The following is a 12,980-nucleotide window of genomic DNA, read 5'->3' on the forward strand; positions in this document are numbered from 1 at the left end:
CAAGAGAACCAAGTATTTTGTCGCTTCAATAAGGATTAATCATCTTCCTATGGGAAAAGCCCCCAGCGCCACAACGACTGCTTGCCAAGAGTGCGACTTGCTGATTCAGCGCCCCGCTCCCACCAAGTCCAACGAAGCTCGCTGCCCACGCTGTGGTCATCGCGATAGCGCGAGCCGTTATTATTCAGCCCAGTCCAGTATTGCGGTGTCGTTAACGGCACTTATCATCGCTATTCCGGCGCACCTCTATCCGCAAATTGCTTTTACTTTGCTGGGCCGACCCGCCAGCTATACCTTATTTGAAGGTGCATTAACTCTGTTTAATTCAGGTTTTTGGTGGGTAGGATGCATGATTTTGCTCTGCACTGTCATAGCGCCCCTACTGGTTTTAATGTGTATATTTTTGATTTCCCTGAGCTGGATCTTGCGCCGTGTTAACGAGACAACCGCGCGTTTACTCAAACTATTACACTACACCACTAATTGGGCTATGCTCGATGTGTATTTGCTGTCCATGATCGTATCTCTGGTTAAGCTGCAAGATATGGGTAAGTTTGAGCTCTCCACTGGCTTTTTTTGTTTGATTGCCATGCTCGTTCTTACCACCGCTGCGACCTTGCTGTTTAACAGCGAGGCGTGCTGGGATGCCGTAGAGAGGCAGCGCAATGCTCGCCATTAATGCTCAATTAGCCCACTGCCGTGTTTGCGGTAAACTTGCTTCGCGACCGAGCGAAGGCGCTTACGCCTGCCCGCGCTGCCATACCCCGCTACACTTTAGAACGCCACGCGCCATCTCGCGCAGCTGGGCGTTTACGATTTCCGCGGCCATTGGATTTGTGCCCGCCAACCTCTACCCCATTATGAATGTGCAAAGCATCGATAAGAGCTTTACCAGCACAATTATGTCGGGTGTGATCGATTTGGCCCAAAACGACATGTTGCCCATCGCCATTGTGGTTTTTGTGGCCAGTATTGCCGTGCCTTTATTTAAACTTCTGGGTATTGCAGTGCTGCTGATTATCGTGCAACGTGGCAAACCCATTAAGCGTCAGCAAGCCATGCGCATGTACCGTTTTATCGACTTTATTGGCCGCTGGTCCATGCTGGATTTATTTGTGATATCCATACTGGCCTCTCTGGTCAGTTTTGGCCAACTGGCGAGCATAGAAGCGAATATTGGTGCCACAGCGTTTGCCGCTGTGGTAATACTGACACTGTTTGCAGCCGAGAGCTTTGACCCTCGCCTAATATGGGATCTACAGGATCTAGAGCATGAACGAACCGACCTTTGACAAGGCGATACCCGCCGCCGAAACTACCCAGCGCCGGGGCATTTCCGCCGTCTGGCTGCTGCCGTTACTGGCCGTTTTACTGGGGGGCTGGCTAGCTTACAAGCACCTGAATGAGGTAGGTGTCAGTATCGTTGTGACTTTCGCCACCGGCGAAGGGGTGGTAGCGGGAACCACTGAGGTGCGTTACAAAGGCATTAAAGTCGGCACCGTTAACGAACTGGTCGTTCAGCCGGATTTACAAAGCGTTGCCGCCCACATCACTCTCAGTCGGCAGGCCGAATCTGCCTTGAAACAAGACACTCAATTTTGGCTGGTAAAACCCGAGCTATCTTTGGCCGGGGTACAAGGCCTGGATACGTTAGTTTCAGGTAATTACATTGCGATACGCCCAGGCAGCAGCCAAAAAACCAAACACGTGTTTAAAGCACTGGACCAGCCGCCACCGCCCAAACCTGCCCGTGGCGATTTAGAAATTCAATTGCTCGCCTCTGACGTGGGCTCGCTGCACTCGGGCTCACCTATTCACTACCGCAAGCTTCGCGTGGGAGAAATCGTCGACTACCAACTAAGTGATAACCGCAACAAAGTCATCTTTAAAGCCCATATCGATGCGGAATATGTCGATTTAGTGAACGAAAATAGCCGTTTTTGGAACAGCAGTGGCGTTACTGTATCCGGTGATTTAAACAGCATAGAACTCAAAACAGACTCATTAGCGTCCATCATTCTGGGAGGATTATCTTTCGATACACCACCTGGCACTGCCCCCGGTCAGCCTGCGCAAAACGACGATGCGTTTACTATCTACCCCAGTTACGCCGAAGCCAATACCGGCATTGAAATTGAAATTGAATTTAAAACCGCCGAGGGAATAAAAGCCAACCATACCGAAATTCGCTACAAAGGGCTGACCGCAGGCAAACTTATCAAGCTCGATATGAAACCCGACTACTCGGCGATAACAGCGACGGCGAGTATTAACCCGCTGGCCCCTATACTGCTCAATGACAGCACGCAATTCTGGCTAGCCACCCCCGAGATTTCCCTGTCGCAAATCTCGGGACTTTCAACCCTGCTGACCGGCTCGCATATCGAAATGGATTTTTCTGGCAGTACAGATTCTGACAAACGCGCTTTTGTCGCCTTAAAAGAAGCACCCGCTCCCAAGCGCGACGAAGACGGCCTCTACCTCACGCTCACCGCCAAAAAGCTCGATGGCTTAACCCGCAACAGTAAAATTTATTATCGCGGCATCGCCATTGGTAAAGTGGTGGATTACACCCTCGAAAAGCAACAAGACAACATCGCCATTGATGTATTAATACATCCCAAACACCAAGCCTTGATTACTTTTGATGCGCGGTTTTATCAAAGCAGCGGTTTAGATGTCTCGGCCAGTTTGCAAGGCGTGGAACTTAACGTTGACTCCCTTGCCAGTATTGTCAGCGGCGGTATTAACCTCTATTTACCCAACAGGGCGACTCAGGCCGACCCAGTAAAAGCCAATACCCGGTTTACATTGTTAGGCTCGCGTAAAGAGGCCTTAGATCGAGGCCCGACAATTGATATTCACTTTGCCAATGGCGAGGGCTTAAAAGCCGGGGCAGCGCTAAAATATTTAGGAGTAACAGTCGGAAAAATAGAAGACATACAACTTAATCACCCCGAGGACGGTGTAACTGCACAGGTCAGCATCAACCCCGAGGCGCGCGAGCTCATTGTGCAAGACAGCCAATTCTGGCGAGTAAAACCTAACATCAGTCTAGAAAAAATCGCCAACTTGGGTACGTTAATTTTTGGCGAGTACATTACCTTTGAACCCGGCAACAGCACAGAGCTTGGCTATTCATTTACCGGGATGAATGCTCCGCCGGAGGATTACTTAAGTAATAGCGGGCTCACCCTCACCTTAAAAGCCCCATCTCTGGCCTCCATCAAAAAGGGCCGCTCGGTGTTTTATCGGGAAATACCTATCGGCCAGGTCACCGGCTTTGAATTGGACACACACGCTCGACACGTCAATATTTATGTTCATATTGACCCCTACTACGCCCCACTGGTGAAATCCAACAGTGTGTTCTGGAACGCGACCGGTATTGCTTTTGATTTTGGTTGGCTCTCGGGAGCTAAGTTGCGCACCGGCTCCGCCCAAAGCTTACTGGCTGGCGGTATCGCTCTCGCCACCCCCGACCTGCCCGGCGAAACTGTCAGTGACGGTGCGACATTTACCCTGCACGATGCTCCCTTGGATAGCTGGCAACAATGGCAACCAGAGATACCGCTGCGCGAAACTACTATGCATGCAAATCAATAAAACACTGATTGCCATCTGGTTATTGGATTACGAAACTGCCGGCGCCCACTGCACTGGCAGCATCGCCACTTTATAACCTAACCCGAACATTCAGCAACGAGCCCAGCACCTAAGCGCTTGCATCTCAGCTAAAACGCCTCGATTAAATATACGCTAATCTTGATGGCTGGAGATCGCACGATCGTAGATTTAAAAAACTACTGCCCCGGCGGCAATTATTAGCTGTTCTTACGCCGCCGCTTGCGCCGCTCGGCCTTAATTTGCGCCTGGCGCTCAGCTTTTTGTTCGGCCAGTAGTTTAGCCTCGGCTACTTCTTTTTCCACTACATCGGGCAGCTCTAGGCTGATACGACCCAAAGTGCCGGAGCGAAAATCGTTGACAAAAATTGGGGCCACCTTGTTTAAATCAGCTCGCCCTCCGGCCCTTAGACAACCGCGGCGGGCAGCGATTAGCTCCAGCACTTCCACATCGGTTTCGGGCAACTGCTCGATTTGGTAGCGCTCTTTTAGCCGTTCTGGGTAGTGGGCTAGCAAATGCTCAGCGCCAAATAGAGCGACATCTAGATAATCAAGCGCAGTATCTTTAATCGCCCCGGTAAAGGCTAAGCGGTAACTGCAATTTTTAACTTCTTGTTTGGGCCAGAGAATGCCGGGGGTGTCGAGCAAAACGAAGTCGTCTTCGATATGAATGGTTTGCTGACGTTTGGTAACGGCGGGTTCATTACCGGTTTTGGCCACGGCCCTACCCGCTAAAGTGTTGATTAGAGTCGATTTACCCACATTAGGAATACCGACAATCATCGCTTTTAGTTTTTTTAGGCCGCGTGTTTTTTCCGGTGTGAGCTTGCGACACAATTCAGGCAAAGTGTGAATTCTAGCAGGCTCTTGCGTGCTGACGGCAAGGGTTTTGGTCTGTCTTTGAGCGTCCAGATAGGATTGCCAGAGCGCAATATTATCTGGATCGGCCAAATCGGATTTGGTCAGTACTTTCACCACGGGTTTTTCCCCGCGAATACTGGCAATTAAAGGATTTTCACTGCTAAAAGGAATGCGTGCATCGAGTACCTCAATCACCAAATCAACCGATGGCAACACCTCGCGCATTTCTTTTTGCGCTTTGTGCATATGCCCGGGATACCACTGCAAGGTCATTCGTTACTCCACAACAACAATGGTATTGTCATTAAAGGTTACTTGGCGGCCGGGAGTTAGCTTGCAGCGCTTGCGGGTTTCTATGGCGCCGTCCACGCTTACCATTCCGGCGTCGATAACTTGCTTGGCGACGGCGCCGCTTTCTACCCAGCCTTCAACCTTTAAAAGATTGTTAAGGGTAATAAACTCGGTGCCGTCCAGGGAAAATTCTTCTGTCATGGTGACTCTTCTGTAGGCGACTGAAAAAAGTCGCGTTTAAATTGTGCCAATACTCGCGGCCATAAATCGCGCCAGGAGTCCCAGGTGTGACCACCTGGGGTGGTAAACACTTGGTCTTCCGGCAATAGGTCCGCGAAGGTGCGATTGGCCTGATAAAATTCGTCTTGCTCTGCCAGCCCTAGATACCAGTGCTGTCGTTGTTCGGGTGGCAATTGCTCCAGCCACAGCCAGATATTTTTATCCTCCGACACAAGCTGGGGTGACAACTGCGGGTTTAACCGGTGCGCGTAGTATTCAGGCTCCCCCAAATAAGGGGTTAGCAGCATAGCACTGGCCACGGGCAAACCCTCTGTGGGTTGATCAAGGTTGTACTGCCAGTATAACAGACTGCCAAATCCCCCCAGTGATATTCCGGCTAAATGCACCCGCTGATAGCCCGCTTCCCGGGCCGGCAGCAAAACGTCTTGCTGCAATCGCGGTAGAAAGTTGCGCGCCCGGTAGTAGGCAAAATGGGCATCGACCATTACCGCATCGACCGGAATCTGGGCTTGGGCCAACTGCTCAAGTACGCCCGCTTGCTCAAAGCTGTCGATTCTATTGCCCATACCGGGCAGTAAAATCAGCAGGTCCGAACTGCGTACTAGGGGCAGTTCCTCACTTGCCTGATAGCCGTTATGGTGAGGGTAATAAAGTACATCCATAGGTGCATCAGCAGATTGTAAATGGTAACAACCCGATAAAAATGCACACAACGCTATTAAAGTCCCGCCCAACCGGGCCAATCGCTTATCCATAAATCACCTTTGCCCGCCGCATTTGTTTAGCCGCCAACCAAAGCCCCAACAAGGTGACTGGCAGCGCACTTAGGATAAAAGCCACAAAAGCTATGGGCGTTACCCCCTGCCCTAATAATAGCTCACGCAATACCGTTTGGTGGCCCAACATCGGCACCCACAGGTGCCAGGGCTGATAAATACCCGGGTTGGTAATAACCAGAAAAAACGGCACCATCGGCAATACGATTAATATGCTCATGTAAGTTTGCGCGTCTTTAAACGAGCGCGAAAAAATACCCAGCAACAGCTGCAGTGAGGCGGCAATTGCAGCAATAGGGATTAAAGACACAAAAATTCCCAACATTGCCCCCGCACTCACCGAAACGCGCAAACCCATTTTATCGAAGGGTAAAAAATATAAGGCAATACTCATTAGCAGCAAACACAGGAGCACTACCGCCAATGTTAATGCTACAGCCGCCAGCCATTTACCCAGCATTAAGGTCAGTGATGGCACAGGATTAATTAGCAGTGGCTCCAGTGATTGACGCTCGCGCTCACCGGCGGTCATATCCGCGGAAAAACCCACGCTGCCCATCATGGCGCACATTAACAATAACAAGGGCACGCCCCCCAAAATTAATCCGCCCATTTGTTGTTCGCTGGCGACATTGGCTTCACGCACACGAATTGGGTTAATCAGTTTGGGGCTAAGGCCCCGCGCCAGTATATTAATACCCGCCTCCATACTGCTGTATTGATACAACAATTGGCGCACCTGCCCTACCGGGCCATGCACACGCTGGTTGGAGGCGTTGTAAACCAAGGTGGCCGAGCGCGGCTCTTTACTGCCCGGCGTTGCCTCCTCGCGCTCCAGCACCAATACGTAGTCCACCTCGCCTTGTTCGACCGCGGCGTATGGATCGTCCGGCGACGGCTTTAAGTGGATGTTTTTTTCTGTCAGCCAGGCGGTTAGTGCTGCATCCTGACCGGCAACGTGCAGTTGTGTGTCTTGCTCTTCATTGTTTTGAAAGTGAATGGCAAGCCCTATACCCAGAGCAAAAAACACCACCATGTAGATCGGCGGTAAAAAGGCGACTTTCATGGCGCGTTTATCGCGCAGGGCATCGCGCAACTCTTTATTCCAAACCGCGTTCAGCTGTTTAAAAAACATGCTCTGCCTCCCCTTGCGATAGGGTCACAAAAGCTTCTTCTAAGCTGCTACAACCCGCAGCTTGTAAAACATCTTCTATGCGGCCACCGGCAACTAGCTGACCGCCGGCAATGATCAACACCCGATCACATAAATTTTCCACTTCATACATTAAGTGACTGGAGAAAAGCACCGAGCGACCTTCGCTCTTTAATTGTCGCAGCAACGCCCTAACCGCTCGGGTGGTAATAACGTCCAGGCCGTTGGTGGGTTCATCCAACAACACATGCTGCGGGTGATGAATAATGGCGCGAGCCAGCGCCGTTTTCATACGCTCCCCCAATGAAAAGCCATCGCTGTACCGATCGGCAATATTTTCCATGCGCAGTATCTCGATAAGCCGATCAGACGATTGGCGGATGTCGTTTTCACTCATGCCTTGTAAACGGGCAAAGTAGGCTATGTTTTCGCGCGCGGTTAAGCGTTTGTATAAACCTGCCCCGTCCGGCAGCACACCGAGTTTTTGCCGAACTTTTTCGGCCTCCATAGTCGCATCGACCCCATCCACCCGGATATGGCCACTGCTGGGAGCAATCAAACCATAAATCATACGCATTAATGTGGTTTTGCCCGCACCGTTCAGCCCCAACAAACCCACAATTTCGCCGTCGCCAATAGTCATACTGACATTGTTTAACGCCTGAACCCGACCAAAGGATTTACTCACTTGTTCAATTTCAATCACGGCGTCTCTCCTGCTTCTTGCGATTTTTCAGCACTCAAATAAGGCGCAAACGGCTGAATGTTCTCGGCGCAGGCTTGCTCTTTTTCGGTCAGTGTCAGGTTGCGAATAAACTGTGTCACCAATTGGCTGCCACAACCCTGTGAGGTCACCCCGTGATGACCACCCGGAGCGATAATATGAGTGGATTGGCTCAGCTGATCTGCTACTGACTGTCCCCAGGCCGGTGGCGTTACCGGGTCGCGCTGACCGGATAATATTAACGCTGGCACATCGGCCTCGAACGACTGATAGTAATCAGCCGGCAATTGACCTTTGGGCCAAAACTCGCATACTTGCAGCATTAATTCGGATAAATCTACTTGCAAAAAAGCCTTGGGCTCGGACGGATGCGGGTATTGAGCGTCTTCAGTGCAGATCACACTAAAATGCATTCCCATCGCTAATTGTGAGAAGTCGCCGCTGGATAACAGCTGGCTAACCACCTTTGCCAGCAACCGGAAATCGTTCTCGGCAGCACTGGCCAGTAAATGCGGTAGTACCTTGCTCGCCAGTCGGTCGTAGAGAGCCATGCGAATTAAGGCGGCGAATTTATCCGCATCCAGCACCACCGTTTGCGGCAAGCCGGTTAACGGGTGGGCGATATCAACGGTCACAGGGGCCACCGACAACTGGCGGGCAATAGCCTCGGCGTTATGAACCGGGTTGCCGTAGCGAGAAAAGCACGCTTCGCTGTCCATGCATTGCCCTGCTACAGCCTGCAAGGCCTGCCCGGCACTTTCCCCCATGGTAAACGGCAGAGCGATGGCAACCGGCGCAGCCCCATCCAGTACCACCGAGCGCACAACTTGCCGGTGGCGTCTGGCGTACTCCAGAGCCACTCGCGTCCCATAGGAGCCGCCCCACAGGTTGATACGATCGTAACCCAATGCCTGGCGCACGGCTTCTAAATCGGCTACCGCATAAGGGGTTGTCACATAAGGGGCAAGAGTCTGGTGAGTTTGCGCACACTGGCGCAAGTCATCCAGCAATTGTGCCTGTCGGTCTTGGTGCAGTACAGTTAGTGGGTCTTGCGAATAATCGTCGCAATGCATGGGAGCACTGTCACCTGTGCCCCGCTGATCGACAAAAATAATATCCCGTTTTTTGCGCAGGTTAAAAAACGCTTGGGATAAACTGTCGGAGACATAAGTTGCCGACTGACCGGGGCCCCCGGCAATCACAAATACCGGGTCGGCGTCTTTCACGGCGCTGATGGCGGGCCAGCGTTTGAGATAGACCTCAATCTCGCCCAATGCCGGGTTGCCGGCATCTACCGGCACTGTGAGTGAACCACACTGCGCGCCATTGACCGCCGGCGGCGGAGCGTCCAAATCGCGCTCACACTGAGTAAGTAAAGCATCGGCATCGGGACTTTGCGGCTGATTTTTCCAACAGGCGCTGCACATCGCAGCCAGTAATAACCAAGCCAATCGGTGATAAAACCGTTTTGTTCTAAGCAATTCACATCTCCTTGCTAAAGGCTGTGGACCATCGCGATTACTGTCAATAACGCTAAGAGTACCGATTGGGCTTGAGGCTTAAGGGTAGTGCTCAATCAAATGGCACCGGAATCTTGTAGCAATTGATACACCGCCTCGGCAATAATTTGATACCCCGCGCCATTGGGGTGAACACGATCGGAACGCAGCTCACTGTCGCCCAACACATCGGCCACGACACTTGCCTGCAAAGGCAGCGAGTTGATATCGGCTAGCTGCTGGTACACCGGCTCGGCGCGCAATAACAGTGAGCGCTTGGGCACCGCCACCAGCACCACAGGGATATAACTGTCGCGCGCGATGTCGATCATCGCCTGCAGGTTATTGAGCATGGTGGCTTTGTCCAGGCTGCGCAAAATATCGTTACCGCCGTGACACAATACAATTAAGTCGGGCTGCGCTTGCTGCAAAACCTCCGGGAGCCGAGCTAAGCCTTCCGCCGACACTTCGCCCGGCACACCGGCATTAATCACTTCAAAGCCAGTTAAACGAGCCAAGTGTGCCGGATAACTTTGCTCTGGTGGCGCGCCAGTGCCGCGGGTTAAGCTGTCACCAAAAGCCAAAATTGTAGCGCCCTGCGGCAATGGCGCCAGCGGGGGGCTGTCGCTGCAGGCGACCATAAGAAAACATAAACACAGTACAGCCGAGCGCAATAGTGACAGCGACATTATGCGGGCACCGTTCGGTCTTGCGCCCAGTGGCGCAGACTGGCGATTTGCTCGGCCATAACCACCGACAAGGGGCTGGTGGCCGTGCACTGCTGTAATAAAAGCTCAGTAGTGAGGCGGTGAGCACCATTTTGCGCCTGATACACCGCGCCTACCACGGCCTGCTCAATTTCCGCACCGTTAAACCCTTGACTGGCCGCGCTGAGCGCTGCCAGGTCGTACTGCTCTGGCGACAAATCGCGTTTCTTCAGGTGAATTTCGAAAATCTCCCGGCGCACTTCTTCGTTGGGTAAATCGACAAAAAAGATTTCATCCAGCCGGCCTTTACGAATTAACTCGGGGGGAAGCTTACTAATATCGTTACTGGTGGCGACGATAAATACTCGGCTGGGGCGCTCGGCCATCCAGGTCAGCAAAGTGCCCAGCAAACGCTGCGATGTGCCGTTGTCGGACCCACCGCCTTGGCTCATGGCCTTTTCTATTTCATCCAGCCACAACACACAGGGCGACATGGCATCGGCCAGCTGAAGGGCCTCGCGCAGATTGCGCTCGGTTTCGCCAATGTATTTATTGTACAGAGCGCCCATGTCCAATTTGAGCAATGCTAAGCCCCACATACCCGCAACGGCTTTGGCGGCCAGCGACTTACCACCGCCCTGCACACCCAGCAGCAAAATACCTTTGGGGCGATCGAGGGTACTGGCATGGTCGACAAAAGCCTCGCGACGCTGGCTCAACCACTGCTTCATATTATGCAGCCCGCCGACATTGGCAAAATTGTCCACTTCGCTTTCAAAACTGACAATACCTTCCAAATCCATTAACTGGAATTTACTGCGATTAACACGTGGTAAATCCTCGGCCGACAGTGCGCCGTCATCCCAAATGGCGGAGCGAACTAAACGGCGCACATCACTGCTTGACAACCCTTGCAGGGTAGCCACCGTTTTTTGTAGGGTGACATTGTCGGTTTTAATGCGGGTATCGCCGTGCTTTTGTGACCAGGCCTTGGCCTCTTCTCGAATAATATCCAAAATACGCTCATCGGTAGGCAATGGCATAGAAAAACCGGTCGCGTAACGTGTTAGCTCTTTGGGTAGGCTCAAGCGGTGGCTAATAAATATTAACGTATTGGGTACCGTTAAATGATTTAGAGCAATGTCTTTAATTAAGCGAACAACCTCGGGCTGCTCTTGCAAATAAGGGTGAAAATCACACAACAAATAGATACTGGGTTCGTTACTCGCCTTTATATGGCGCAATAGCTCGACAGGCTCATTGAATTTGGTTTCTTTTGCCACCAATTGTGGGCCGAAAGTTAAGGTGGATAGGCCATCGGTAATGCTCCAGCGGGCTAGCTTAGCAAAACGCTGCCTGGCAACCCCCAAGAGCATATCCTCCGCCTTTTTTTCTTCGAAGGTTTCCATCACCACCAACGGGATGCTGGCGTCCATAATTTGATTGATATTTTGCGTATCTTGCACGGTGGGCTTCCTGTGTTGTATGGGACAATCCTGCCAGTGTTACACTCTGCACGCAACCGATCTTGGTTTTGGTCAGCGGGCAATATACAATGGAGTCTCACCAGACCTAAAGGGAAAAATGTGATAACCAATATCACCAGAAGTCTGCTGCTTTTACTTTGTGCACTCCCCGCCTTGGCTCAGGAAAGCCTGCCGGCGTCAGGGAGCGTGATTCGCTTTACCTGCCCATTGCCACCCAACATTCCCGAGTACAGCCAACTCGTCAATTACTATCGCGAAGCTTTTACCCATATGGGCTATGAATTTGAGATGATTCATCGCCCCACTCGACGCTCTTTGGCTGAAACAATGAGCGGAGCCAGTCACGGTGACTGCGCACGAATAGTAGAGGCGCTAAAGCCTACAGAGCTCACATTAGTGACACCGATTGAGGTAACCATTGGCCACTCTCGCATGGCGATTTGGAGCTTATCGAAAAAAAACCTGACAGTGGATCAACTCAGCCAACCGGAACACTCGGTATGCTATGTTGAGGGGAGTTACTCATCGCGCCACTGGGTCGAAAAAATTAAAACGCGCTACCCGAACCATCACCCCAAGTTCACTCAAGTGCCCGACTACGCAACCGCCCTTCGCATGCTTTTACATAAACGCATCACCCATTGCCTTGGTGTTGAAATGCTCTATAACGCAGTCATTCAAAAAAGTGACTTAGGTTCAAAAATTTTCCATAACGGCAACCTTGGTGACCTCGACGCAAAGCCCATTCTAAGCAATCGCTACCGCGCTCTGCTGCCTGATTTCACAAAAAGTCTGCAAGAGGTCATCGATAAGCACGGTGTAATAAACCCGCAATAGTGACGCTTTCTATCTCGTGTCTGGCGGGCCATGTATAATAGCAACAGACTTCTGGAGGCCCCATGCACTCGTCCAACTTCTCTCTACTCGATCAACTCGTTATCAAAGCCGATAATGCACTTAAAGCAATGGCCGGCGGGCGTACTGAGCACCGGCGCCCCTCACCGGCCGACATTCAACCCGAAAACGACCTAAGTCAGCAGGAGAAGCGCCGCAGCGCTGGACTTATGCGCGTAAACCACACCGGAGAAGTTTGCGCACAGGGGCTTTATGAAGGGCAAGCACTAACCGCAAAACTACCCGAAGTGCGAGACCAAATGCGCGAGGCTGCCAGCGAAGAGGAAGACCACTTACACTGGTGTCAAAAAAGACTGGGCGAGCTAGAAAGCCGTACCAGCTATCTCAACCCTCTTTGGTATAGCGCATCTTTTGCTATAGGGGCTACCGCCGGCTTAATCAGCGACCGCATAAGCCTAGGCTTTGTCGCCGCCACTGAGGATCAAGTGTGCAAGCACCTAGAGGCACATCTGTCGCAACTGCCCGACACCGACAGCAAATCACGCATTATTGTCGAGCAAATGCTAGAGGACGAAGCCCGCCACGCCCATTTAGCGATAGAGGCCGGCGGCGTACGCTTTCCGGCCCCCGTTAAAGCCGCCATGACTCTAACCTCTAAAGCCATGACCGTGGCGAGTTATTACCTATAGCTGGACGCTGGACGCTGGACGCTGGACGCTGGACGCTGGACGCTGGACGCTGGACGCTGGACGCTGGACGCTGGA

13 protein-coding genes are annotated in these 12,980 nt (G+C 52.0%); 5 read left to right on the forward strand and 8 right to left on the reverse strand.

What is annotated here, in order from left to right; translation table 11 throughout:
• Positions 1–49 precede the first annotated feature (49 nt).
• From Q4563_RS14950 to Q4563_RS14960, 3 genes are read left to right on the forward strand one after another with little or no spacing between them, the layout of a single operon-like run.
• Positions 50–679 carry a paraquat-inducible protein A gene (locus Q4563_RS14950; protein WP_303605025.1) on the forward strand — a complete coding sequence of 210 codons (630 nt, stop codon included), beginning with the start codon at positions 50–52 and terminating at the stop codon, positions 677–679.
• A complete protein-coding gene (locus Q4563_RS14955; protein ID WP_215976814.1) occupies positions 666–1,292 on the forward strand; it encodes a paraquat-inducible protein A in 627 nt (208 codons plus the stop codon). Before Q4563_RS14950 ends, Q4563_RS14955 begins: the two co-directional genes overlap by 14 nt.
• Positions 1,273–3,606: a PqiB family protein gene (locus Q4563_RS14960; protein WP_303605026.1), complete on the forward strand. Its 2,334-nt coding sequence runs from the start codon at positions 1,273–1,275 to the stop codon at positions 3,604–3,606. Before Q4563_RS14955 ends, Q4563_RS14960 begins: the two co-directional genes overlap by 20 nt.
• A 218-nt stretch (positions 3,607–3,824) precedes the next feature.
• On the opposite strand, the gene ylqF is transcribed toward Q4563_RS14960, so the two are convergent.
• From ylqF to Q4563_RS15000, 8 genes are all read right to left on the reverse strand, one after another.
• Complete coding sequence (gene ylqF, locus Q4563_RS14965) at positions 3,825–4,757, reverse strand: ribosome biogenesis GTPase YlqF (protein WP_215976812.1); 933 nt, start codon at positions 4,755–4,757, stop codon at positions 3,825–3,827.
• Between the two features lie 3 nt (positions 4,758–4,760).
• Complete coding sequence (locus Q4563_RS14970) at positions 4,761–4,976, reverse strand: RNA-binding S4 domain-containing protein (protein ID WP_303605027.1); 216 nt, start codon at positions 4,974–4,976, stop codon at positions 4,761–4,763.
• Positions 4,973–5,770 carry a hypothetical protein gene (locus Q4563_RS14975; RefSeq protein ID WP_303605028.1) on the reverse strand — a complete coding sequence of 266 codons (798 nt, stop codon included), beginning with the start codon at positions 5,768–5,770 and terminating at the stop codon, positions 4,973–4,975. Before Q4563_RS14975 ends, Q4563_RS14970 begins: the two co-directional genes overlap by 4 nt.
• Positions 5,763–6,926, reverse strand: coding sequence for an ABC transporter permease (locus Q4563_RS14980; RefSeq protein WP_303605029.1), 1,164 nt, complete (start codon positions 6,924–6,926; stop codon positions 5,763–5,765). Before Q4563_RS14980 ends, Q4563_RS14975 begins: the two co-directional genes overlap by 8 nt.
• Complete coding sequence (locus tag Q4563_RS14985) at positions 6,916–7,650, reverse strand: ABC transporter ATP-binding protein (protein WP_303605030.1); 735 nt, start codon at positions 7,648–7,650, stop codon at positions 6,916–6,918. Before Q4563_RS14985 ends, Q4563_RS14980 begins: the two co-directional genes overlap by 11 nt.
• On the reverse strand, positions 7,647–9,149 hold the full coding sequence (locus tag Q4563_RS14990; RefSeq protein ID WP_303605031.1) for an alpha/beta hydrolase: 1,503 nt from the start codon (positions 9,147–9,149) through the stop codon (positions 7,647–7,649). The genes Q4563_RS14985 and Q4563_RS14990 overlap by 4 nt, the downstream gene beginning before the upstream one ends.
• A 95-nt stretch (positions 9,150–9,244) precedes the next feature.
• Complete coding sequence (locus Q4563_RS14995; RefSeq protein ID WP_303605032.1) at positions 9,245–9,856, reverse strand: arylesterase; 612 nt, start codon at positions 9,854–9,856, stop codon at positions 9,245–9,247.
• Entirely contained in the window at positions 9,856–11,340 is a 1,485-nt protein-coding gene (locus Q4563_RS15000) for an AAA family ATPase (RefSeq protein ID WP_442903761.1), read from the reverse strand. Before Q4563_RS15000 ends, Q4563_RS14995 begins: the two co-directional genes overlap by 1 nt.
• Positions 11,341–11,460: 120 nt before the next feature.
• Between Q4563_RS15000 and Q4563_RS15005 the strand changes: the two genes are divergently transcribed.
• Both Q4563_RS15005 and coq7 read left to right on the forward strand, forming a co-directional pair.
• A complete protein-coding gene (locus tag Q4563_RS15005; protein WP_303605033.1) occupies positions 11,461–12,198 on the forward strand; it encodes a hypothetical protein in 738 nt (245 codons plus the stop codon).
• A gap of 62 nt (positions 12,199–12,260) precedes the next feature.
• Entirely contained in the window at positions 12,261–12,905 is a 645-nt protein-coding gene (gene coq7, locus Q4563_RS15010) for a 2-polyprenyl-3-methyl-6-methoxy-1,4-benzoquinone monooxygenase (RefSeq protein WP_215976804.1), read from the forward strand.
• Positions 12,906–12,980: the final 75 nt, after the last annotated feature.

The organism is Gilvimarinus sp. 1_MG-2023 (assembly GCF_030548285.1).

Coding starts and splice junctions, on each gene's coding strand:
- Q4563_RS14950 (WP_303605025.1), top strand. CDS start 50: ATGGGAAAAGCCCCCAGCGCCACAACGACTGCTTGCCAAGAGTGCGAC.
- Q4563_RS14955 (WP_215976814.1), top strand. CDS start 666: ATGCTCGCCATTAATGCTCAATTAGCCCACTGCCGTGTTTGCGGTAAA.
- Q4563_RS14960 (WP_303605026.1), top strand. CDS start 1,273: ATGAACGAACCGACCTTTGACAAGGCGATACCCGCCGCCGAAACTACC.
- ylqF (WP_215976812.1), bottom strand. CDS start 4,757: ATGACCTTGCAGTGGTATCCCGGGCATATGCACAAAGCGCAAAAAGAA.
- Q4563_RS14970 (WP_303605027.1), bottom strand. CDS start 4,976: ATGACAGAAGAATTTTCCCTGGACGGCACCGAGTTTATTACCCTTAAC.
- Q4563_RS14975 (WP_303605028.1), bottom strand. CDS start 5,770: ATGGATAAGCGATTGGCCCGGTTGGGCGGGACTTTAATAGCGTTGTGT.
- Q4563_RS14980 (WP_303605029.1), bottom strand. CDS start 6,926: ATGTTTTTTAAACAGCTGAACGCGGTTTGGAATAAAGAGTTGCGCGAT.
- Q4563_RS14995 (WP_303605032.1), bottom strand. CDS start 9,856: ATGTCGCTGTCACTATTGCGCTCGGCTGTACTGTGTTTATGTTTTCTT.
- coq7 (WP_215976804.1), top strand. CDS start 12,261: ATGCACTCGTCCAACTTCTCTCTACTCGATCAACTCGTTATCAAAGCC.